The sequence below is a fragment of the Stenotrophomonas acidaminiphila genome (assembly GCF_014109845.1).
GTDB lineage: Bacteria > Pseudomonadota > Gammaproteobacteria > Xanthomonadales > Xanthomonadaceae > Stenotrophomonas > Stenotrophomonas acidaminiphila.
In genome coordinates this window covers 504322-523806 of sequence record NZ_CP043567.1, presented here as the reverse complement: position 1 = coordinate 523806, position 19485 = coordinate 504322, and the positions used below count along the sequence as shown (strand labels likewise).

Below are 19485 nucleotides of genomic sequence, written 5' to 3'. Positions count from 1 at the left end.
GGCTAGGATGGTGCGATCCATGCTGTCCATGACAGGAAGCCCATGCGCCCCTTGTTCCTCGCCCTTGCCATGATGCTCGCCACGCCCGCCGTCCACGCCGAAAAGCTCACCCTGGAAGCCATCACCGGCAGCGCGCCGCTGTCCGGGCCGACGCTGATGAAGCCCAAGGTGGCGCCGGATGGTTCGCGCGTGACCTTCCTGCGCGGCAAGGACAGCGACCGCAACCAGCTGGACCTGTGGGAATACGACATCGCCAGCGGCCAGACCCGGCTGCTGGTCGATTCCAAGGTGGTGCTGCCCGGCACCGAGACCCTGAGCGACGAGGAAAAGGCGCGGCGCGAGCGCCAGCGCATCGCGGCGATGACCGGCATCGTCGATTACCAGTGGTCGCCCGATGCGAAGACCCTGCTGTTCCCGCTCGGCGGCGAACTCTACCTGTACGACCTGGGCAGGCAGGGCCGCGACGCGGTGCGCCAGCTCACCCACGGCGAAGGCTTCGCCACCGACCCGAAGATCTCGCCCAGGGGCGGGTTCGTCAGCTTCGTGCGCGAGCGCAACCTGTGGGTGATCGACCTGGCCAGCGGCAAGCCGCTGCAGCTGACCCGCGACGGCAGCGCCACCATCGGCAACGGCGTGGCCGAATTCGTCGCCGACGAGGAAATGGACCGCCACACCGGCTACTGGTGGGCGCCGGACGACTCGGCGATCGCCTTCGCCCGCATCGACGAATCGCCGGTGCCGGTGCAGAAGCGCTATGAGATGTACGCCGACCGCGTGGAGATGATCGAACAGCGCTACCCGGCGGCCGGCGACCCCAACGTGCGGGTCAAGCTCGGCGTGGTCGCACCGCGTGCCGGTGCCGCGCCGAAGTGGGTCGACCTGGGCAGGGAGCAGGACATCTACCTGGCCCGCGTCACCTGGCGCGACCCGCAGCGCCTGACCTTCCAGCGCCAGAGCCGCGACCAGAAGACGCTGGAACTGATCGAGACCACGCTGGCCGACGGCCGCCAGCGCACCCTGGTCACCGAGAGCAGCCGGACCTGGGTACCGCTGCACAACGACCTGCGCTTCCTCAAGGATGGCCGCTTCGTGTGGTCGTCCGAGCGCAGCGGCTTCGAGCACCTGTACCTGGCCAGCGAGGACGGCGCCACGCTGACCCCGCTGACCTCCGGCGCCTGGCCGGTGGACGAACTGCTGGCGGTGGACGAGGAGGCCGGCAAGGTCTATTTCCGCGCCGGGGTCGAATCGCCGCTGCGCAGCGAGATTCATGCCGTGCCGCTGGCCGGCGGCGCGCCCGTGAAGCTCTCGCACGCGGCGGGCATGCACAGCGCCGCGTTCGCCAACAACGCCAGCGTCTACGTGGACAGCTGGTCCAACAGCACCACGCCGCCGCAGATCGAGCTGTACCGCGCCAATGGCGAGAAGATCGCCACGCTGCTGGACAACGACCTGGCCGATCCGTCGCACCCGTATGCGAAGTACCGCGACGCGCAGCGGCCGGTCGAGTACGGCACGCTTGCCGCTGCCGATGGCCGCACCGAACTGCACTACAGCCTGATCAAGCCGGCCGGCTTCGACCCGGCGAAGCAGTACCCGGTGGCGGTCTACGTGTATGGCGGCCCGGCGTCGCAGACGGTCACCGACAGCTGGCCCGGCCGCGGCGACCACCTGTTCAACCAGTACCTGGCGCAGCGTGGTTATGTGGTGTTCTCGCTGGACAACCGCGGCACGCCGCGCCGGGGCCGCGATTTCGGTGGCGCGCTGTATGGGGTGCAGGGCACGGTGGAAGTGGCCGACCAGCTCAAGGGTGTGGAATGGCTGAAGCAGCAGCCGTGGGTGGACGGCGCGCGCATCGGCGTGCAGGGCTGGTCCAATGGCGGCTACATGACCCTGATGCTGCTGGCCAAGGCGTCGGACCATTACGCCTGCGGCGTGGCCGGCGCGCCGGTCACCGACTGGGGCCTGTACGACACGCACTACACCGAGCGCTACATGAACCTGCCGGCGGCCAACCCCGACGGTTACCGCGAAGGCCGCATCCTCACCCACATCGATGGGCTGACCTCGCCGCTGCTGCTGATCCATGGGATGGCCGACGACAACGTGCTGTTCACCCACTCGACCCACCTGATGAGCGCGCTGCAGAAGCGCGGCCAGCCGTTCGAACTGATGACCTACCCGGGCGCCAAGCACGGCCTGTCCGGCAGCAACGCACTGCACCGCTACCGCGTCGCCGAGGACTTCCTCGCGCGCTGCCTCAAGCCCTGAGCCGGACAGGAGGACACGGATGTCGTCACCGCCACCTCCCTTGCCGGGCGCGCGTCCGCCCGGCCTGCGGCCACCCCGCAACTGGCTGCAGCGCAACCTCAAGTGGGCGTTGCCGCTGTTCGTGCTGCTGATCGTCGGCGGCTGGTCGCTGACCTACTGGATGGGCCTGCGGCAGATGGCCGCGCCGCTGGAAAGCAGCGAGCCCTACCGCGAGGCGCTGGCGCGCGCCGGCCGCAACCCGGAAGTGGCCGCGGCGCTCGGGCAGCCGCTGCGGGCCAAGCCGTTCCCGTTCGGCAGCATCAACCAGTTCGGCGATGGCGGCGGCGCCGACATGGTGATCCGCATCCAGGGGCCGCACGGCAGCGGCAAGCTCGACGTGCGCGCGCAACGCAGCCAGGGGCGCTGGTCCTATCCGCGGCTGCAGGCCGAGCTGCCGGGCCGGCATGCGCCGGTGGACCTGCGCGACGAACGCGACCGCGACTGCGCGATCTTGCCGGGTTGCCGCTGACTGCGTAGGGTCACGGCTCCACCCCCGGAGCCGCGCGCATGAAACCGATCGTCCTCGCCGTCGCCCTTGCCCTTGCCCTGGCCGCGCCGGCGCCGCTGGCCGCGGCCACCACGCCGCCGTCGCCGGCATCCGCGCCCGCGCCGGCCTGGGTGGCGCACAGCAACGCGCTGGCGCAGATCCTGCTGCGCGCGCAGGCGCCGTTCCGGCCGGAAATGGCCAGCTTCTTCGGGGTGCCGGGGTATGACGACAAGGTCGTCGACCTGGGCCCGGACAATGCCGCGCGCTACCGCGCCGCGCTGGAACAGGCGCGTACCCAGCTGCGCGAAAAGCTCCAGCTCGAACGCGATCCCAACGTGCGCCAGGACCTGGAGATCATGATCGCCGCGGCCGGCCGCGGCATCGAGGGCAGCACGCTCGAGGAACAGCACCTGATGCCGTGGGTGGACGTACCGCAGAGCGTGTTCGGCGGCCTCAACGGGCTGCTGTCCGACCAGGTGCCGCCGGAACGCCGGGCCAGGGCGCTGGACCGGCTCAAGGCCTACATCGGCCAGGCCCCCGGCAGCCAGCCGCTGGCCACCCTGGCGCGGCAGCGCTATGCCGAGAAGAGCGGCACCCCGGGCCTGCTGCAGCCGACCCGGATCGAGGTCGAACAGGCGCTGGCCAACGTCGACACCTACATCGACGGCATCGGCAAGCTGTTCGCAACGTACGACATCAAGGGCGCGGACGCGGCGCTGGCCACCCTGGCCACGCAGATGAAGGAGTACATCGAATGGACGCGCCGGGACGTGCTGCCGCAGGCGCGTACCGATACCCGCCTGCCGGCCGCGCTGTATGCCTTCCAGCTCAAGGACGTGGGCGTGGACATCGACCCGGCGCTGCTGATGCAGCGTGCGCAGCTGGAGTACATGGAAACCCGCGCGATGATGCGCCAGCTGGCGCCGCTGGTGGTGCAGGCCAGGGGCCTGAAGGTGGATGATGCCAACGACCATGCCGCGGTGATCCGCGCGCTGAAGCGGGACACGATCGGCAACGACCGCCTGGAGGCGCACTACCGCGGCATCATCGACGCCATCGATCCGATCATCCGCCGCCAACGCATCGTCGATGTGCCGCAGCGCCCGCTGCAGATGCGCCTGGGCAGCGCGGCTGAAAGCGCCGCGTCGCCGGCGCCGCATTACCTGCCGCCGCCGCTGGTCGGCAATACCGGGCAGCAGGGCACCTTCGTGCTGCCGCTGGGCAACCCGGCCTCGGGCGGCAAGGCGCAGTACGACGATTTCAACTTCGGTTCGGCGGCCTGGACGCTGAGCGCGCACGAAGGCCGCCCGGGCCACGACCTGCAGTTCGCGGCGATGGTCGAGCGCGGCATCTCGCTGGCGCGCACGCTGTTCGCGTTCAACTCGGTCAACGTCGAAGGCTGGGCGCTGTACGCCGAGGCCGAGCTGGTGCCGTTCGAGCCGCTGGACGGGCAGATGATCGCGCTGCAGTTCCGCCTGCTGCGCGCCGCCCGCGCCATGCTCGACCCGATGCTCAACCTCGGCCTGGCCGACCGCGAGCAGGCGCGCAAGGTGCTGGTGGAAGGCGTCGGCCTGTCCGAGGCCATGGCCACCCAGGAACTGGACCGCTACACCGTGCGGGCTCCGGGCCAGGCCTGCAGCTACTTCTACGGCTATACCCGGATCATGGAACTGCGCATGCGCACCGAGCTGGCGCTGGGCGACCGCTTCGACCGCCTGGCCTTCAACAACTTCCTGCTCGACCAGGGGCTGCTGCCGCCGGACCAGCTGGCCACCGCGGTGGACGAGGTCTTCATCCCGGCGCAGCGCCGCAGGTGACGCCATGGGCGCCGGGTGGCGCCCGTGCCGGGCGGCCCCGGCCGCGAATGAGGGCCAGGGCACGGCATGCCGCCGCCCGCACCACCACGGCCGTGGCCGGACTTACCTGGCCGCGCCCGGCGGTACCCAGATCGCCACGCCGGCGGCGCGCTTCTGCTGGGTCGGGATGCCCACGCTCAGGCCACCGCCCCCATGCCGGCCGTAGCTGCCGGCGCCGACCGACATGCCCACCGGCGAGCCGCCGGCGCCCACGCCCATCAGGATCACGCCGTTGGCGCCGAGTGCCGCGGCCTCGCGCTTGAGCCGGGCAATGGCCGCATCGGTCTGGCCCTGGGTGCCGAAGCCGACCGCGCTGGAGGCTTCCAGCTGGGCGATCTCCACCGCCCCGGCCGGTGGCGTGGAATAGATCTGCACGCTGGCCGGGTCCACCGGCGCGCGCGCCTGGCCGAGCATGACCCGGGAGGTACTGGCGCAGCCGCCGGTGGCCAGGGCCAGGCCCAATGCGATGGCGAGCGGGAATTTCATGGGTTCACTCCCGGGTGGGTGATGGCTGGATCATCGGTGTGCGTGCGTGAATCGGCCGCGAACCGCGTGGAACATTTGATCGCGGGGATTTCCGGGCTATCTTGCGCGCATCAACCAGTGGAGGGAACGACATGGGGCTGATCAGCCTGGTCTGGGGCATCGTGGCGCTGTTGTGGATGGTGTTGGCCTTCATCCCGCTGCTGGGCTGGGGCAACTGGTTCCTGATCCCGTTCGCCGCGGTCGGTGCGGTCATCGCCGCCATCGGCCTGCTGTTCACCCGCGAGGGCAACCGCGGCCGCGCCAAGGCCGGGCTGCTGCTCAACGTGGCGGTGATCGTGGTCGGCGTGATCCGCCTCGGCCTGGGTGGCGGTTTCGTCTGACCGGCAGGCGTAGAATTGCGGGCCCTGCCGGCACCCGGGCCCGGCGCACGGGGCCCGCCGCCGGCGCGACCTTCCACCGATGATCATCCGACCCCGCCCCCGCGGCTGGCAGCTGCTGTACATCCTGCGCGGTTCGATCGTGCCGGCCATCGCCCCGCGGGTGCTGGCGATCGGCGTACTGGCGGTGGCCGTGGCGCTGCTGGCCAAGCTGCATCATCCGTTCGCCGCCGATGGCCTGGCGGTGGCGCCGTTCACCCTGCTGGGGCTGGTGCTGTCGATCTTCCTGAGCTTCCGCAACAACGCCTGCCACGAGCGCTGGTGGGAAGGCCGCAAGCTGTGGGGCCAGCTGCTGATCGAGACCCGCAGCTTCGTGCGCCAGGGCAACGCGCTGCTGGCCGACGATGCGCCGCTGCGCCGGCGGGTGTCGCGGCTGCTGGTGGGTTTCGCCCACGCGCTGGCCGCGCGCCTGCGCGGTCGCGACGAGGCCGCCGCGGCCGCGCCGTGGCTGGCGCCGGGGCAGCAGGCGCTGCTGCAGCGGCAGAACATCCCCGACGGCCTGCTGGCGCTGGTCGCCGCCGAACTGGCGGTGCCGCTGCGCGGCGGCCGCCTCGACCCGTACCTGTACGCCTGTTTCGAACAGCGCCTGCATGCGCTGTCCTCGGTGCAGGCAGCGTGCGAGCGCATCGCCGGCACGCCGCTGCCGTTCGCCTACACCCTGCTGCTGCACCGTTGCGCGTGGCTGTTCTGCGTGCTGCTGCCGTTCGGCCTGGCCGGCGCGCTGGGCTGGGCCACGCCGGTGGTATCGATGCTGCTGGCCTACGCGTTCTTCGGCCTGGACCAGCTGGGCGAGGAGCTCGAGGAGCCGTTCGGCCTGGAACCCAACGACCTGCCGCTGGACGCCATGGTGCGCACCCTCGAGATCGACGTGCTCGACGCACTGGGCGAGCACCCGCTGCCCGAACCGCTGCAACCGCAGGGCTACCTGTTGCAATAGCCATTCCCCCCATCCGGAGTCCCGCCATGTTCCACCCCCGTTACCGCCCGCGCCGCATGCGCCACGATGCCTTCTCGCGCCGGCTGATGCGCGAGAACACGTTCACCGCCGACGACCTGATCTGGCCGGTGTTCGTGCACGAGCTGGCCGGCCGCGCGCCGGTGGCATCGATGCCGGGCGTGGAGCGCCTGTCCATCGACGAACTGCTGCGCGAGGCCGAGCAGGCGCTGGAACTGGGCGTGCCGGTGATCGATCTGTTCCCGGTGGTCGACCCGTCGTGCAAGTCGCTCGACGCCGCCGAGGCCTGGAACCCCGACGGGCTGGCGCAGCGCGCGGTGCGCGCGCTCAAGCAGCGCTTCCCCGAGCTGGGGGTGATGACCGACGTGGCCCTGGACCCGTTCACCGTGCACGGCCAGGACGGCATCATCGACGACCGCGGCTACGTGCTCAACGACGTCACCGTCGATGCCCTGGTGAAGCAGTCGCTGTCGCATGCCGAGGCCGGCGTGGACATCGTCTCGCCCTCGGACATGATGGACGGGCGCATCGGCGCGATCCGCCAGGCGCTGGACGACGCCGGCCACATCCACACCCGCATCATGGCCTATTCGGCCAAGTACGCCTCGGCCTTCTACGGCCCGTTCCGCGATGCGCTGGGCAGCGCCGGCAACCTCGGCAAGGCCGACAAGCACACCTACCAGATGGACCCGGCCAACAGCGACGAGGCGCTGCGCGAGATAGCGCTGGACCTGGACGAAGGCGCGGACATGGTGATGGTCAAGCCGGGCATGCCGTACCTGGACGTGGTGTACCGGGTGAAGCAGGAGTTCGGCGTGCCGACCTTCGCGTACCACGTCAGTGGCGAGTACGCGATGCTCAAGGCGGCCGCGGCCAATGGCTGGCTGGACGAGCGCCGCTGCGTGATGGAAACCATGATCGGCTTCAAGCGCGCCGGCGCCGACGGCGTGCTGACCTATTACGCGCCGCAGATCGCGCGCTGGCTGCGGGAAGGCTGAGATGGACGCACCCGGCATGCAGCCCTGGCAATGGGCGGTGTGGGTGGTCGGCGTGACCGCGTTCGCGGTGGCGATCGGGCTGGTGATCGCCGCCGCGGTCCGCGCCGCGCGGCGTCCGCCGGAACTGCCCTCGGCCGCGCAGCGGCTGCAACGGCAGTCGCCGCCGTCGCCGGAGGTCGAGGCGCAGCTGCGCGAACTGGCCGGCCTGCAGCAGGCCGGGCGGATCGGCGAAGTCGAGTACGAGCGGCGGCGCGCCGAGGTACTGGCCGGCAACCCGGCTCCCGGTAACGACCCCCAACCGTAGATGCGGGGTCCGCCCCGCATGTGGCCGTCCCGGTGAAGCCCGTGCCGGGCGAGCCCGGCACCTACGGGGCCTGCTGCCACAACCCATGCACTCCGTAGATGCGGGGCTCGCCCCGCATGGACCTTGACCGCCCTCACCGCCGCACGTCGCACGCGCGGTGCCGGGGCGTTGGCTCCCGCTAGCGGCAGTCGCCGCTGCCGTCGCTGGCCGGCGCGCGCATCCGGTACAGGTCGAAGCCACCGGCACGCGGCGCGCGCGCATGGCCGCTGACCAGCAGTTCGCCCGGGGTGCTGGCATCGACCAGCGCCGCCCGGGTATCGCCCTCGGCGCTGTTGAACGACAGCGCCAGCGGTTGCGCCGCACTCCAGCGGCCATGGCGGCAATGCGACAGCTGCAGCTGCGCGCCGCCGTTGCCGTTGCCGCGCGCGAACACCACCGCGCGCCCGCCGGCCAGCCAGGCGCCGTCGAATTCGTCGCCGGCGTTGTTGAGGCCGGTCATCGGCCGCGGTGCGGCGAAGCCGTCGCCGGTACGGTGCGCGCGCCACAGGTCCCAGCCGCCGGCCCCGCCAGCGCGGTCGCTGGCCAGCAGCAGGCTGCCGTCCTGGTCATGCACGGCCGGCGAGCGTTCGTGGTCGGCGCCATTGATGGCCGGGCCGAGGTTCTGCGCAGGGCCGAAGCCGCCGTCGTCCCGCAGCGCCGCGCGGTACAGGTCGAAGCCGCCATGGCCGCCCTTGCGGTTGGAGGCGAAGTACAGCCAGCGACCGTCGGCATCCAGGAACGGATCGACTTCATCGGCCGCGGTGTCCAGCGGCAGCGGGCGCGGGTCGCTCCAGCGCGCGTCCTGCCAGGTGGCCTGCCACAGGTCCCAGCCGCCGGCGCCGCCGTCGCGGTTGCTGGCCCAGACCAGGCGCCGGCCATCGGCCGAGCGCGTGGCGCGCAGTTCGTCGGCACGGGTGGATACCACGCCGATGCCTTCGATGCCGAACTCCGCCAGTGCCGTCACCCGCGGTGCAAAGAGTAGACTCATGGACAGCGCGAGCAGCAGCGATCGGGTCCGCATGGAGGTTCCGCAAGCCAGGGATCGCGCCAGTCTAGGTCATGCAGAGGATCACCATGAGCGTTGCCCGCTACGCCGTCTTCGGCCACCCCATCGCCCATTCGCAGTCGCCGCGCATCCAGGCCGCCTTCGCCAAGGCGCAGGGAATCGAGATCGATTACCGCGCCATCGACGCGACGCCGCAGGATTTCGCCGCGGCGCTGGACGCCTTCGCCGCCGACGGCGGGGTGGGCGCCAACGTCACCCTGCCGCACAAGGAAGCGGCGTTCGCGCTGTGCGCCACCACCACCTCGCGCGCGCAGCGTGCCGGCGCGGTCAACACCCTGCTGCGCAAGGGCGAGCGCTGGCATGGCGACAACACCGACGGCATCGGCCTGGTGCGCGACCTCACCGGCCGCAACGGGCTGGACCTGCGCGGCCGCCGCGTGCTGCTGCTCGGCGCCGGTGGCGCCGCGCGCGGCGTGGCCCCGGCGCTGCTCGACGCCGGCATCCTCGAACTGGTGGTGGCCAACCGCACCCCGGAGCGTGCCGACGCCCTGGTCGATGCGATGAGCGAGCCGGGCCGCGTCATCTCGGCCTATTGGGATGCGCTGCGCGAGCAGGGCGACTTCGAGCTGATCATCAACGCCACTTCCGCCGGTCGTGGCGACGGTGCGGTTTTCAACCTGCCGCTGTCGCTGGTCAACAGCCTGACCACCGCGGTGGACCTGAACTACGGCGAGGCGGCGATCCCGTTCCTGGCCTGGGCGCGCGCGGCCGGGTGCCGCAATGAGTTCGACGGGCTGGGCATGCTGGTCGAACAGGCCGCCGAGAGCTTCCAGCAGTGGCATGGCGTGCGCCCTGAAACCGACGCGGTCTACGCCGCGCTGCGCGAACGCGCCGCCACCCTGGTCACCGCGGACTGAGCGGCATGGACCAGGCGCAACTGCTGGGCTCGCTGCTGGTATCGGTCGGCTACCGCCTGCCGGTGATGATCGCGCTGGGCGTGGCGCTGGTACTGCTGTTGGGGGCGCCGAAGGCGGTGGCGCGCAGCGCCGCGCTGTGGGCGCTGGCGATCCTGATGGCGACGACGCTGTTCGGGGCGGTGCTGGCGGTGTTGCCGCTGCTGTTGATCGCGGCGGGCAACTTCGATGGCATCGCCGCGCTCAATACCGCCCTGGGCATCGGCCACTTCGCGTTGTCGCTGCTGGAAGCCGGCGGCTTCGTGCTGCTGGCCTGGGCGCTGGCCCGGGCGCTGCGCGCGAACGCCGCCGCGCCCGGCTGAACCGGCGCGGGTCGGCGCCCGCGCGCCGGTATGGGAAAATGCCGGCCATGAACGGAGCAGGCGGCAGGTTGGCGTGACGGAGAAAGTGGAAGCGCCGCGTGCGTTGACCGAGGAAGTGAAGACGGCCATCCGCGACGCCTACGCGAAGCTGCAGGCCAACACGCCCGGATTCAGCACGCGGCGCTCGCAGAGCCAGATGATCGGGGTGGTCTCGCGCGCGCTGGCCAGCGGCGGCGTGGGCGTGGTCGAGGCGCCGACCGGGGTCGGCAAGAGCCTGGGCTACCTGACCGCCGGCGTGCCCATCGCGCTGGCCTCGAAGAAGAAACTGGTGATCAGCACCGGCACGGTGGCGCTGCAGTCGCAGCTGGTCGAACGCGACATCCCCAATTTCCTCAAGGCCACCGGCCTGCAGGCCACGGTGGCGCTGGCCAAGGGCCGCACCCGCTACCTGTGCACGCGCAATGCCGCCGAAGCGCAGGGCGAGGGCGCGCAGGAGAGCATGTTCGGCGACGAAGTGCTGCTCTACGAGCGGCCGCTGGCGCCGATCGAGATGGACGTGGCCGGCAAGCTGATGCGGGCCTTCACCGAAGGCCGCTGGAACGGCGACCTGGACAATGCGCCCGAAGCGGTGACGCCGGGCCTGCGCCCGCGCATCACCACCCCGGCCTCGGGCTGCGCCGGGCGCCGCTGCGCCTATTCCACCCAGTGCCCGGTGCTGCGCGCGCGCAACGAGGTGCGTGAGGCGCAGATCGTGGTGACCAACCACGCGCTGCTGCTGTCGGCGCTGTCCATCGGCGAATCCGACAACGGCCAGCCGCTGATCGCCGCGCCCGCCGACATGCTGCTGGTGCTGGACGAAGGCCACCACATCGGCAACGTCGCCATCGACCAGGGCGCGGCAAGCCTGCCGCTGGACGACATGGCGCGGCGCACCGGGCGCCTGCAGATCATCATTGCCGGTGCGTATCGCGCGGTGGACAAGGACAAGATCGGCAACCTGCTGCCGAACGAGGCCATCGACGCCGCGGCGCGCGTGGCCAAGCTGCTCAAGGCATTCGCCGACGGCATCGCGCAGGTGTGGACGCCGGCGCCGGACGAACGCGAGCCGCTGTGGCGCGCCGCCAACGGCCGCCTGCCCGAGGCATGGCGGCAGCCGATCGAGGAACTGGCCGACGAGACCCGCACCCTGCTGAACTGGGCCACGGCCGCCGCCGCGCAGGTGGCCAAGGGCAAGCCCGAGGATGCCGGCCACGAGCGCCTGCAGCGCAGCCTGGGCATGGCGCTGGAGATGATCCAGCAGCAGTACGACCTGTGGGCCGGCTGGCGCCGCGAGGACAAGGAAGGCCAGCCGCCGATGGCGCGCTGGATCACCCTGACCCGCGACGGCGAGCACGTGCTGCACTGCTCCCCGGTGTCGGCGGCGATGGTGCTGCGCAAGCTGCTGTGGGACGAGGTGGATTCGGTGGTGATGACCTCGGCCACGCTCACCGGCGGCGGCGACTTCCAGGCGCTGGCCATCGACAACGGCATCCCCGAAGAGGCGGAGATGGTGTCGCTGGCCTCGCCGTTCGACCTGCCCAACCAGGCGCAGCTGGTGGTGCCGCCGTTCCCGGTGACGCCCGACGACCGCGAGCGCCACCCGAAGGAGGTGGCGAAGTACCTGGCCGCCGAACTGGACTGGGACAAGGGCAGCATCGTGCTGTTCACTTCGCGCTGGAAGATGGAGAAGGTGGCCGAACTGATGCCGGCCACGCAGCGCAGGAAGGTGCTGGTACAGGGCGAGGGCGCCAAGCAGAAGATGATCGACGAGCACCTGCGCCGCACCGCCGCCGGCGAGGGCTCGGTGCTGTTCGGGCTCAATTCGTTCGGCGAGGGCCTGGACCTGCCGGGCGAAGCCTGCACCACGGTGGTCATCACCCAGGTGCCGTTCGCGGTGCCAACCGATCCGCAGACCTCGACGCTGAGCGAGTGGTTCGAGAGCCGCGGGCTGAATTCCTTCAACCTGATCGCGATCCCGCACGCGCTGCGCACGCTGACCCAGTTCGCCGGGCGCCTGATCCGCACCTCCACCGATACCGGCCGCGTCGTCATCCTCGATTCGCGGCTGCTCACGCGTCGCTACGGCAGGCGCATCATCGACGCGCTGCCGCCATTCAGGCGGGTGATCGGCTGACGCCGCCCGCCGCGTGCGGGTGCCGCCTGGGTGGCACCGGCGCTGCGCCGCGAACGGTGCGCCTCATTCCTCGCGCTTGTTCAGGGCCGAGGTCACCGCCGCGGCGTCTTCGCGCGACAGGAACAGGTATTCCAGCTCGCAGCCGCCGAACTTGTCCTCCAGTTCCTGCATGCGCACGGGATGGCTGCCGAAGCGGTAGTGCTGGCTGTCGTTGTCGGTGTCCTGCACCAGGTAGACACCGAAGGAAGGGGGATTGGTGAGGGTGCCTTCCAGCTTCACGGATGACGGGTCTATGGCGCGCTGGATGAGGTCTTCGAGGTCGGTCATGGCGTTGCGTGGGGATGTCGTGTCGTACTTTCGGGGGCAAGTGGAATCGTTGGCGGGGCCGGCGTCAATGCCTTTCGTGTTTCCAGTGGCGGCGCTTGCCCTGGGCCAGCCATTCGATGGCCTGGGCGATGCGCTGCTGGCGGGTGGATTCGCGCCGGGCCTCGCCGATCCACTCCAGGTAATCGCGGCGGGCGCCGGGGGGGAAGCCGTCGAACGTGGCGCTGGCCTGCGGTGCCGCGGCCAGCGCCCGGGCCAATGCCGGCGGCATGGTTAGCGGCGGCCGTGGGCCGCGCTTGAGGGCCGGCGCGCCGGCCCCGATGCGTTGCATGGCCAGGCGCAGCTGGGCGGCCAGCTCCTGGGTACCGGGCAGGTCGGCGACCGACCGCAGCCGGCCATACCGGCCCATGCCCTGCCCGGTGCCGCGCGGCTGGCCATCGCGCGGCCACAGGCTCAGTGCGGCGTGCGCCTTGAACGCGGCCATGCCGCACAGCAGCTTGCCGTCATGCAGGAACGCCGGCCGGCCCCACCTGATCGCCTCCCCGCCCCCGGGACTGGCCGCGTGCACGCGCTGGCGGATCTCGCGCAGGATCGGCTGCGCGAAGGCGGCGGCGCTGGCGATGTAGGCATCGACACGGGGATCGGGCGTGGGCATGGCGGGGCCTCGGATGGGCGGAGCCTGCCGCCACCCGCGCGCCAATACAAGCCCGCGGCGGGGCTGGCCGCGGGTTGCCTGCTGCCGCTGGCGTCCTCAGCCGCGACGCAAGCGCCGCGCCAGCCCGTTCACCACGGCGATGGCGGCGGTCAGGGCGGCCATCGACAGGAACTGCAGGCGGGTCTCGGGTGCGGACAGCAGCAGCGCGAAAATCAGCACCAGGATCGCCAGTGCCAGTACCGTCAGGTAGGGAAATCCGGCCATCCGGAACGGCAACGGCGTGCCCAGGCGTTCGGCGCGGCGGCGCAGTACCAGCTGCGAGACCAGGGTGATGGTCCACACCAGCAGGCAGGTCGAGCCGACCACGTTCAGCAGCACCGGCAGCACGCGCTCCGGATACAGCAGTTCCAGCACGGTGGCGGCGAAGCCGAACAGCACGCTGGCCAGCACCGCCAGCACCGGTACCTGGCGGCTGCTGATCCGCGCCAGTCCACGCGGCGCTTCGCCGCGTGCGGCCAGCGAGTGGATCATGCGCGAGGCGCCGTAGAGATTGGCATTGAGCGCCGACAACAGGGCGATCACCGCGATCAGGGTGATGGCGGTGGCCGCGCCGGGGATGTTGGCGACCTGCAGCACCGCCGCGAACGGCGATCTGAGCGATTCGCTGGTCCACGGCACCACCGCGATGATCACCCCGATCGAGCCGATGTAGAACACCAGGATGCGCCAGGCCACGGTACGGATCGCGCGTGCCAGGCTGCGCTCGGGATCCTGGGTCTCGGCCGCGGCCACCGCCACGATCTCGGTGCCGCCGAAGGCGAACACCACCACCAGCAGCGCCGCGCCGACGCCGGCCAGGCCATTGGGCGCGAAGCCGCCATGCGCGAACAGGTTGGACAGGCCCGGCGAGGGCACGCCCGGCAGCAGCCCGCACAGCAGCGCGATGCCGACCACGATGAAGGCAATGATCGCCGCGACCTTGAGGATGGCGAACCAGAACTCGAACTCGCCGTAGTTGCGCACCCCCATCAGGTTGATGACGGTGAACACCACCATGAACGCCAGCGAGGTCAGCGGCACCGACAGCTGTGGCCACAGCGTCGCCAGCAGGCCGGCCGCGCCGACCGACTCGGCCGCGATCACGATCACCAGCTGCACCCACCACAGCCAGCCGATGGTGGCGCCGGCGGTGGCGCCCAGCGCATCGGCGGCGTAGACCGAGAACGCGCCGCTGGTCGGGCGTGCGGCGGCCATCTCGCCCATGGCATGCATCATGATGATCACCAGCGTGCCGGCGACCAGGTAGGACAGCAGCACCGCCGGGCCGGCGGCGTGGATGCCCACGCCCGAGCCCAGGAACAGGCCGGCGCCGATCGCGCTGCCCAGGCCCATCATGATCAGCTGGCGCGGTTTGAGCGCGCGTTCCAGTTTCTGCGACGGCGGAGCCGGGGCGGCGACGGACGGATTGGCGGGCATCGGCGGGCTTCGGAGGGCGGAAAGGGCGACACCATACCGCGTCGGCCGCGTCCCGTGCCTGTTCCGTTGGTTGGGCCTGCCGCGCCCCGGTGGCAGGGGGTGCGGCGCCCGGTCCGGGGGCCCGGGAGGTGCGTGCCGGACCGCCGGCGGCATGTCAACGTGCGGACGCAGCATCTTTCCCGGCGCGGATGCACTACCTTATTCATCCACCCTCCCGGCCGTGATGGCAGCTTTCCGAGACAGCAATGACTTTGAAGACCCTCAACCCCTTCGACCTGTTCGATGTGCGTTCGCTGCTGAGCGAGGAAGAGCGCGCCGTGCAGGACTCCGTTGCCCGCTTCACCGACGAACGCGTACTGCCGATCATCGGCGACTGTTTCGACCAGGGCCGCTTCCCCGACGAGCTGATCCCCGAGATCGCCGACATGGGCCTGCTGGGCAGCACCCTGCCGGAGCAGTACGGCGGCGCCGGCCTCAATGGCGTCAGCTACGGCCTGATCTGCCAGGAACTGGAGCGCGGCGATTCGGGCCTGCGCAGCTTCGTCTCGGTGCAGAGCTCGCTGTGCATGTACCCGATCTATGCCTATGGCTCGGAAGAGCAGCGCATGCGCTGGCTGCCGGACATGGCGCGCGGCAAGGTCATCGGCTGCTTCGGCCTGACCGAGGCGCACGGCGGCTCGGACCCGGCCAGCATGAAGACCCGCGCGGTCAAGGACGGCGGTGACTGGGTCATCAACGGCTCCAAGATGTGGATCACCAACGGCTCGGTGGCCGACATCGCCATCGTCTGGGCCAACACCGACGAGGGCGTGCAGGGCTTCGTGATCGAGAAGGGCACCCCGGGCTTCACCGCGCAGGAGATCAAGCACAAGATGAGCCTGCGCGCCTCGGTGACCGGCGCGCTGTTCTTCGACAACGTGCGCGTGCCCGACGCCAACCGGCTGCCCAACGTCAAGGGGCTGAAGGGCCCGCTGGGCTGCCTGACCCAGGCCCGCTACGGCATCACCTGGGGCCCGATCGGCGCGGCCATCGCCTGCCTGGACGAAGTGCTGGCCTACACCAAGGAGCGCATCCTGTTCGGTCGCCCGGTCGCGGCGACCCAGAGCGCGCAGATCAAGATGGCCGACATGGCCCGCCGCATTACCGCCGGCCAGTTGCTGGTGCTGCAGCTGGGCCGCCTGAAGGACGCCGGGGAAATGCAGCCGCAGCAGGTGTCGCTGGCCAAGTGGAACAATTGCCGCCTGGCCATCGACATCGCCCGCGAATGCCGCGACCTGCTGGGCGGGGCCGGCATCACCACCGAACACTCCGCCATCCGCCACGCGCTGAACCTGGAGTCGGTGATCACCTATGAAGGCACCGAGACCGTGCACCAACTGGTGGTCGGCCGTGAACTGACCGGCATCAACGCGTTCTGAGTCTGGGACGGCCTGCATCTGGAATGCAGGCCGTTTTCCCGCGCGGTTCCCTGGCATATGCCGCCGACAGGGTATTCGGGCTGGCGGGAATGCGTGGTGTTCCCGCGGCTTCGGTTTCCACTCCTGCGCGGCTGCCACGCGGAATAGTCGGTGCCTTCATCGGGGCGTCCGGCAGGTAGGCCGGGCATGCGGCTGGCGGCGCCAGGGAACGGTGAGGCCTTTTCCGGGTGGGCCGGCTTCAGTCCTGCGCAAGCATCAGGGCCATGTGTGGCTCTTCATGCGGCCTGTACAGGGACAGCCCAGGCAAACAATCCTTGCTCCGGGTCTGCCTGGCTGTCAGCGACGATGGAAATTCTGAAGTTGGCCGGATCCCGGGATCCGGCCATGTGTTCAACCTGCAATCTGCTGCAGGCGTCCGCCAGAGTGCGGCGCCATTGAGCAGCTGCTTTCAAGGCCTACTTTTCCTGACGGGTGTCTTTCTCGAAGGGATCTTTCGCGACGAACACGTAGCCGCAGCTCGTACCGGTATTCGAGCACTTCCACACCCAGCAGCCTGATTGGACACAGACGTCCGGGACGGCATTTGCCGTACTGGAAACGGAGAAAAGTGCGATCGCAATTGCAGCTCCAGCTATTGCCTTGTACATATCGATCTCCATTGGCCGACGATCCTGTCGGCCAACCGATCCTTTCATGATTCCCCATCGCGTATGTTAAGGATCCGGTCCGGATCGATGGTGGTCCCTGGCTTTCCGCAATGCTTCATCGTTACGCTGCTGGCAGGAAATGCCGTGTCGAATGACTGCCTTCGATCATCGCCGACGAGTTGGCGGTGGGTATCGAGCAGAGTGGAAACTGGCGATGACGTGAGCTCTGCAATCCTGGCCCGGCATCCTTTTCATGATCGTGCGGAACCCTCCAGAGCTGGAGCCATGCCCTATGGTGGTCAACATGAAACTTCTGGAAGGTATCCGCGTACTTGACCTGTCGCGCATCCTCGCCGGGCCGTGGGCCACCCAGGTGCTGGCCGATTTCGGCGCCGACGTGATCAAGGTCGAGCGCCCCGGGGTGGGCGACGACACCCGCGGCTGGGGGCCGCCGTTCCTCAAGGACGCCGAGGGCAACGACACCACCGAGTCGGCGTACTACCTGTGCGCCAACCGTGGCAAGCGTTCGGTCGCCATCGACTTCACCCTGCCGCAAGGGCAGGCGCTGATCCGCGCGCTGGCCGCACGCTGCCAGGTGCTGGTGGAAAACTACAAGGTCGGTGGGCTGGCGAAGTACGGGCTGGACTACGCCAGCCTGCGTGCGCTCAACCCGGCGCTGGTGTACTGCTCGATCACCGGTTACGGCCAGGATGGGCCCTACGCACGGCGCGCCGGCTACGACGCCGCCATCCAGGCGATCGGCGGGCTGATGAGCGTGACCGGCGAACCCGACGGCGCGCCCGGCGGTGGCCCGCAGAAGGTGGGCGTTGCGGCAACCGACCTGATGACCGGCATGTATGCGGCCACCGCGATTCTGGCGGCGCTGCGCCATGCCGAACGCACCGGCCAGGGCCAGCAGGTCGACCTGGCGCTGCTGGACACGCAGGTGGCCTGGCTGGCCAACCAGGCCTCCAACTGGCTGGTCGGCGGCCAGGTGCCGGGCCGCCAGGGCACCGCGCATCCGAACATCGTGCCGTACCAGGTGATGCCCGCGGCCGATGGCCATTTCATGCTGGCGGTCGGCAACGACGCGCAGTTCGCGCGCCTGTGCGAGGTGATCGGTGAACCGTGGCTGGCGGCCGATGCCCGCTATGCGACCAACAATGGCCGGGTGGCGCACCGTACCGGACTGGTGTCGCTGCTGCAGCAGCGATTGCGCACGCGGCCGGCGGCGGAATGGCTGGAGAGGCTGGAGCAGGCGGTGGTGCCGGCCAGCCCGGTCAACCGCATCGACCAGGTGTTCGACGATGCGCAGGTGCGCGCGCGCGGACTGCGCATCGACCTGCCGCACGCCAGCGGCGGCACGGTGCCGGCGGTACGCAATCCACTGCGGTTCTCGGCGACGCCGCTGCAGTACCGGCAGGCCGCGCCGGTGCTGGGGCAGCACACCACGCAGGTGCTGGAAGAGGTGCTGTCGCTGGATGCCGACCGCCTGCAGGAACTGCAGGCGGCAGGGGTGCTCGGCGGCGCGGCGTGAACCGCCGCCGCCAACGGCTCAGGGGCGGTTTTCGGGCCAGCTGATACCGGTCTTGCGCATCGCCTCCATGCTGCGCTCGCGCGCGGCGGCGCGTTCGGCGACCGTCATGCAGATGGTCTGCGGGCGGTTGCTGCCGGTCAGCGTTTCGCGGCGGCAGACCAGCCGGCTGTCGGCCCTGGCCTTGGCAAGCAGGGTGTTGACCAGTTCCTGGTCGTTGACGACGTCCACCTGTGCGGTCGGGTGCAGGCCGGACAGAACGCCGTCGCTGCCCAGCTTTTCCTGGATGCGCGCCAGTGCGTTGACCACCTGCGCATGGTCGGCCGGCTTCAATTCGCTGTAGGTCTTTTGATCCGCCAGCTCGGCCCGGATGTGCTCGATCTGCGAGGCCGTCGGCCGGGTGGTGTCGATGAGCGGGTTGGTCGAGGCATGGAGCTGGCCGATGGCCATGAAACCGATCAGCCCGACGGCGATTGCGATGCGCTGCATTATCCTTCCATTGATTGGCGCATGGGTATGCGGAACCCTTGAGCATACCGGACCGGCGCAGCGTTTTTGCCTGCGCCGATGCTTTTGTTACTCGCCGCCGACGAAGCCATGCTGGCGCCAGGCCTCGAACACCACCACGGCGACCGAGTTGGACAGATTGAGGCTGCGGTTGTCCGGCTGCATCGGCAGGCGCAGGCGATGGCCGGCGGGCAGGGCGTCGAGCAGTTCCTGCGGCAGGCCGCGCGTTTCCGGGCCGAACAGGAAGGCGTCGCCGTCGGCAAAGCGTACGCTGTCGTAGCGCACGCTGGCGCGGGTACTCATGGCGAACAGGCGGCTGGGCGCGATGCGCGCCAGCGCGGTGTCCAGGTCCGGATGGACCTGCATGCGCGCGTATTCGTGGTAATCCAGGCCGGCCCGCTTGAGCTGCCTGTCGCTGAGATCGAAGCCGAGCGGTTCGATCAGGTGGAGCCGGGCGCCGGTGTTGGCGCAGAGCCGGATCACGTTGCCGGTGTTGGGCGGGATCTCGGGCTGGTACAGCAGTACATGGAAAACGGGAGGCGCGGTCATCGGCGCAGTTTACGCCGTGGGTGTCTGGCTAGGACCTGCCCGCGCCGTTGC

Annotated in this window: 19 protein-coding genes; 12 read left to right on the top strand and 7 right to left on the bottom strand. The window is 70.1% G+C overall.

Features of this window, described 5'->3' with window-relative positions:
* Positions 1 to 42: 42 nt before the first annotated feature.
* From F0P95_RS02570 to F0P95_RS02560, 3 genes are read left to right on the top strand one after another with little or no spacing between them, the layout of a single operon-like run.
* Complete coding sequence (locus tag F0P95_RS02570) at positions 43 to 2268, top strand: S9 family peptidase (protein WP_182335575.1); 2226 nt, start codon at positions 43 to 45, stop codon at positions 2266 to 2268.
* A gap of 19 nt (positions 2269 to 2287) precedes the next feature.
* Positions 2288 to 2776 carry a cytochrome c oxidase assembly factor Coa1 family protein gene (locus tag F0P95_RS02565; protein ID WP_182335574.1) on the top strand — a complete coding sequence of 163 codons (489 nt, stop codon included), beginning with the start codon at positions 2288 to 2290 and terminating at the stop codon, positions 2774 to 2776.
* 38 nt (positions 2777 to 2814) lie between these two features.
* Positions 2815 to 4611 (top strand): DUF885 domain-containing protein, encoded by a 1797-nt coding sequence (locus F0P95_RS02560; protein ID WP_182335573.1) that lies wholly within the window; start codon positions 2815 to 2817, stop codon positions 4609 to 4611.
* Positions 4612 to 4713: 102 nt separating this feature from the next.
* On the opposite strand, the gene F0P95_RS02555 is transcribed toward F0P95_RS02560, so the two are convergent.
* Positions 4714 to 5136: a hypothetical protein gene (locus F0P95_RS02555; protein ID WP_056930939.1), complete on the bottom strand. Its 423-nt coding sequence runs from the start codon at positions 5134 to 5136 to the stop codon at positions 4714 to 4716.
* A 131-nt stretch (positions 5137 to 5267) separates the two neighbouring features.
* Here F0P95_RS02555 and F0P95_RS02550 point away from each other — a divergent pair, with 131 nt between their 5' ends.
* From F0P95_RS02550 to F0P95_RS02535, 4 genes are all read left to right on the top strand, one after another.
* Positions 5268 to 5516 (top strand): hypothetical protein, encoded by a 249-nt coding sequence (locus tag F0P95_RS02550; RefSeq protein WP_054668252.1) that lies wholly within the window; start codon positions 5268 to 5270, stop codon positions 5514 to 5516.
* Positions 5517 to 5595: 79 nt separating this feature from the next.
* Positions 5596 to 6510 carry a bestrophin family protein gene (locus F0P95_RS02545; protein WP_056930938.1) on the top strand — a complete coding sequence of 305 codons (915 nt, stop codon included), beginning with the start codon at positions 5596 to 5598 and terminating at the stop codon, positions 6508 to 6510.
* 26 nt (positions 6511 to 6536) lie between these two features.
* The gene (gene hemB / locus F0P95_RS02540) at positions 6537 to 7526 is read left to right on the top strand and encodes a porphobilinogen synthase (protein WP_056930937.1); all 990 of its coding nucleotides are present in this window, start codon (positions 6537 to 6539) and stop codon (positions 7524 to 7526) included.
* 1 nt (position 7527) lies between these two features.
* Positions 7528 to 7830, top strand: a complete 303-nt coding sequence (locus F0P95_RS02535) for an SHOCT domain-containing protein (RefSeq protein ID WP_232528740.1) — start codon at positions 7528 to 7530, stop codon at positions 7828 to 7830.
* A gap of 178 nt (positions 7831 to 8008) precedes the next feature.
* On the opposite strand, the gene F0P95_RS02530 is transcribed toward F0P95_RS02535, so the two are convergent.
* Complete coding sequence (locus F0P95_RS02530; RefSeq protein ID WP_182335572.1) at positions 8009 to 8890, bottom strand: TolB family protein; 882 nt, start codon at positions 8888 to 8890, stop codon at positions 8009 to 8011.
* A 53-nt stretch (positions 8891 to 8943) separates the two neighbouring features.
* On the opposite strand from F0P95_RS02530, the gene aroE reads away from it, so the two are divergent.
* From aroE to dinG, 3 genes are all read left to right on the top strand, one after another.
* A complete protein-coding gene (gene aroE / locus F0P95_RS02525; protein ID WP_182335571.1) occupies positions 8944 to 9792 on the top strand; it encodes a shikimate dehydrogenase in 849 nt (282 codons plus the stop codon).
* Positions 9793 to 9797: 5 nt separating this feature from the next.
* Positions 9798 to 10151 carry a hypothetical protein gene (locus tag F0P95_RS02520; RefSeq protein WP_182335570.1) on the top strand — a complete coding sequence of 118 codons (354 nt, stop codon included), beginning with the start codon at positions 9798 to 9800 and terminating at the stop codon, positions 10149 to 10151.
* A 73-nt stretch (positions 10152 to 10224) separates the two neighbouring features.
* Positions 10225 to 12324, top strand: a complete 2100-nt coding sequence (gene dinG / locus F0P95_RS02515) for an ATP-dependent DNA helicase DinG (RefSeq protein WP_056930933.1) — start codon at positions 10225 to 10227, stop codon at positions 12322 to 12324.
* Between the two features lie 63 nt (positions 12325 to 12387).
* Here dinG and F0P95_RS02510 read toward each other — a convergent pair whose 3' ends face one another.
* From F0P95_RS02510 to F0P95_RS02500, 3 genes are all read right to left on the bottom strand, one after another.
* Positions 12388 to 12651 carry a hypothetical protein gene (locus F0P95_RS02510; RefSeq protein ID WP_054668240.1) on the bottom strand — a complete coding sequence of 88 codons (264 nt, stop codon included), beginning with the start codon at positions 12649 to 12651 and terminating at the stop codon, positions 12388 to 12390.
* A 64-nt stretch (positions 12652 to 12715) separates the two neighbouring features.
* Positions 12716 to 13303, bottom strand: coding sequence for a YdeI/OmpD-associated family protein (locus tag F0P95_RS02505; RefSeq protein WP_182335569.1), 588 nt, complete (start codon positions 13301 to 13303; stop codon positions 12716 to 12718).
* A 96-nt stretch (positions 13304 to 13399) separates the two neighbouring features.
* Positions 13400 to 14779 carry an amino acid permease gene (locus tag F0P95_RS02500; protein ID WP_182335568.1) on the bottom strand — a complete coding sequence of 460 codons (1380 nt, stop codon included), beginning with the start codon at positions 14777 to 14779 and terminating at the stop codon, positions 13400 to 13402.
* A 245-nt stretch (positions 14780 to 15024) separates the two neighbouring features.
* Between F0P95_RS02500 and F0P95_RS02495 the strand changes: the two genes are divergently transcribed.
* Both F0P95_RS02495 and F0P95_RS02490 read left to right on the top strand, forming a co-directional pair.
* The gene (locus F0P95_RS02495; RefSeq protein WP_054668236.1) at positions 15025 to 16197 is read left to right on the top strand and encodes an acyl-CoA dehydrogenase family protein; all 1173 of its coding nucleotides are present in this window, start codon (positions 15025 to 15027) and stop codon (positions 16195 to 16197) included.
* A gap of 951 nt (positions 16198 to 17148) precedes the next feature.
* Positions 17149 to 18381: a CaiB/BaiF CoA transferase family protein gene (locus F0P95_RS02490; RefSeq protein WP_182335567.1), complete on the top strand. Its 1233-nt coding sequence runs from the start codon at positions 17149 to 17151 to the stop codon at positions 18379 to 18381.
* Between the two features lie 18 nt (positions 18382 to 18399).
* On the opposite strand, the gene F0P95_RS02485 is transcribed toward F0P95_RS02490, so the two are convergent.
* The gene (locus tag F0P95_RS02485) at positions 18400 to 18867 is read right to left on the bottom strand and encodes a hypothetical protein (RefSeq protein ID WP_182335566.1); all 468 of its coding nucleotides are present in this window, start codon (positions 18865 to 18867) and stop codon (positions 18400 to 18402) included.
* 87 nt (positions 18868 to 18954) lie between these two features.
* Positions 18955 to 19434: a tRNA (cytidine(34)-2'-O)-methyltransferase gene (locus tag F0P95_RS02480; protein WP_182335565.1), complete on the bottom strand. Its 480-nt coding sequence runs from the start codon at positions 19432 to 19434 to the stop codon at positions 18955 to 18957.
* Positions 19435 to 19485 lie beyond the last annotated feature (51 nt).

What these genes read in the sequence shown, in the direction of transcription:
- F0P95_RS02570 (WP_182335575.1), top strand. Translation starts at nt 43, where the DNA reads ATGCGCCCCTTGTTCCTCGCCCTTGCCATGATGCTCGCCACGCCCGCC.
- F0P95_RS02565 (WP_182335574.1), top strand. Translation starts at nt 2,288, where the DNA reads ATGTCGTCACCGCCACCTCCCTTGCCGGGCGCGCGTCCGCCCGGCCTG.
- F0P95_RS02560 (WP_182335573.1), top strand. Translation starts at nt 2,815, where the DNA reads ATGAAACCGATCGTCCTCGCCGTCGCCCTTGCCCTTGCCCTGGCCGCG.
- F0P95_RS02555 (WP_056930939.1), bottom strand. Translation starts at nt 5,136, where the DNA reads ATGAAATTCCCGCTCGCCATCGCATTGGGCCTGGCCCTGGCCACCGGC.
- F0P95_RS02550 (WP_054668252.1), top strand. Translation starts at nt 5,268, where the DNA reads ATGGGGCTGATCAGCCTGGTCTGGGGCATCGTGGCGCTGTTGTGGATG.
- F0P95_RS02545 (WP_056930938.1), top strand. Translation starts at nt 5,596, where the DNA reads ATGATCATCCGACCCCGCCCCCGCGGCTGGCAGCTGCTGTACATCCTG.
- hemB (WP_056930937.1), top strand. Translation starts at nt 6,537, where the DNA reads ATGTTCCACCCCCGTTACCGCCCGCGCCGCATGCGCCACGATGCCTTC.
- F0P95_RS02535 (WP_232528740.1), top strand. Translation starts at nt 7,528, where the DNA reads ATGGACGCACCCGGCATGCAGCCCTGGCAATGGGCGGTGTGGGTGGTC.
- F0P95_RS02530 (WP_182335572.1), bottom strand. Translation starts at nt 8,890, where the DNA reads ATGCGGACCCGATCGCTGCTGCTCGCGCTGTCCATGAGTCTACTCTTT.
- aroE (WP_182335571.1), top strand. Translation starts at nt 8,944, where the DNA reads ATGAGCGTTGCCCGCTACGCCGTCTTCGGCCACCCCATCGCCCATTCG.
- F0P95_RS02520 (WP_182335570.1), top strand. Translation starts at nt 9,798, where the DNA reads ATGGACCAGGCGCAACTGCTGGGCTCGCTGCTGGTATCGGTCGGCTAC.
- F0P95_RS02510 (WP_054668240.1), bottom strand. Translation starts at nt 12,651, where the DNA reads ATGACCGACCTCGAAGACCTCATCCAGCGCGCCATAGACCCGTCATCC.
- F0P95_RS02505 (WP_182335569.1), bottom strand. Translation starts at nt 13,303, where the DNA reads ATGCCCACGCCCGATCCCCGTGTCGATGCCTACATCGCCAGCGCCGCC.
- F0P95_RS02500 (WP_182335568.1), bottom strand. Translation starts at nt 14,779, where the DNA reads ATGCCCGCCAATCCGTCCGTCGCCGCCCCGGCTCCGCCGTCGCAGAAA.
- F0P95_RS02495 (WP_054668236.1), top strand. Translation starts at nt 15,025, where the DNA reads ATGACTTTGAAGACCCTCAACCCCTTCGACCTGTTCGATGTGCGTTCG.
- F0P95_RS02490 (WP_182335567.1), top strand. Translation starts at nt 17,149, where the DNA reads ATGAAACTTCTGGAAGGTATCCGCGTACTTGACCTGTCGCGCATCCTC.
- F0P95_RS02485 (WP_182335566.1), bottom strand. Translation starts at nt 18,867, where the DNA reads ATGCAGCGCATCGCAATCGCCGTCGGGCTGATCGGTTTCATGGCCATC.
- F0P95_RS02480 (WP_182335565.1), bottom strand. Translation starts at nt 19,434, where the DNA reads ATGACCGCGCCTCCCGTTTTCCATGTACTGCTGTACCAGCCCGAGATC.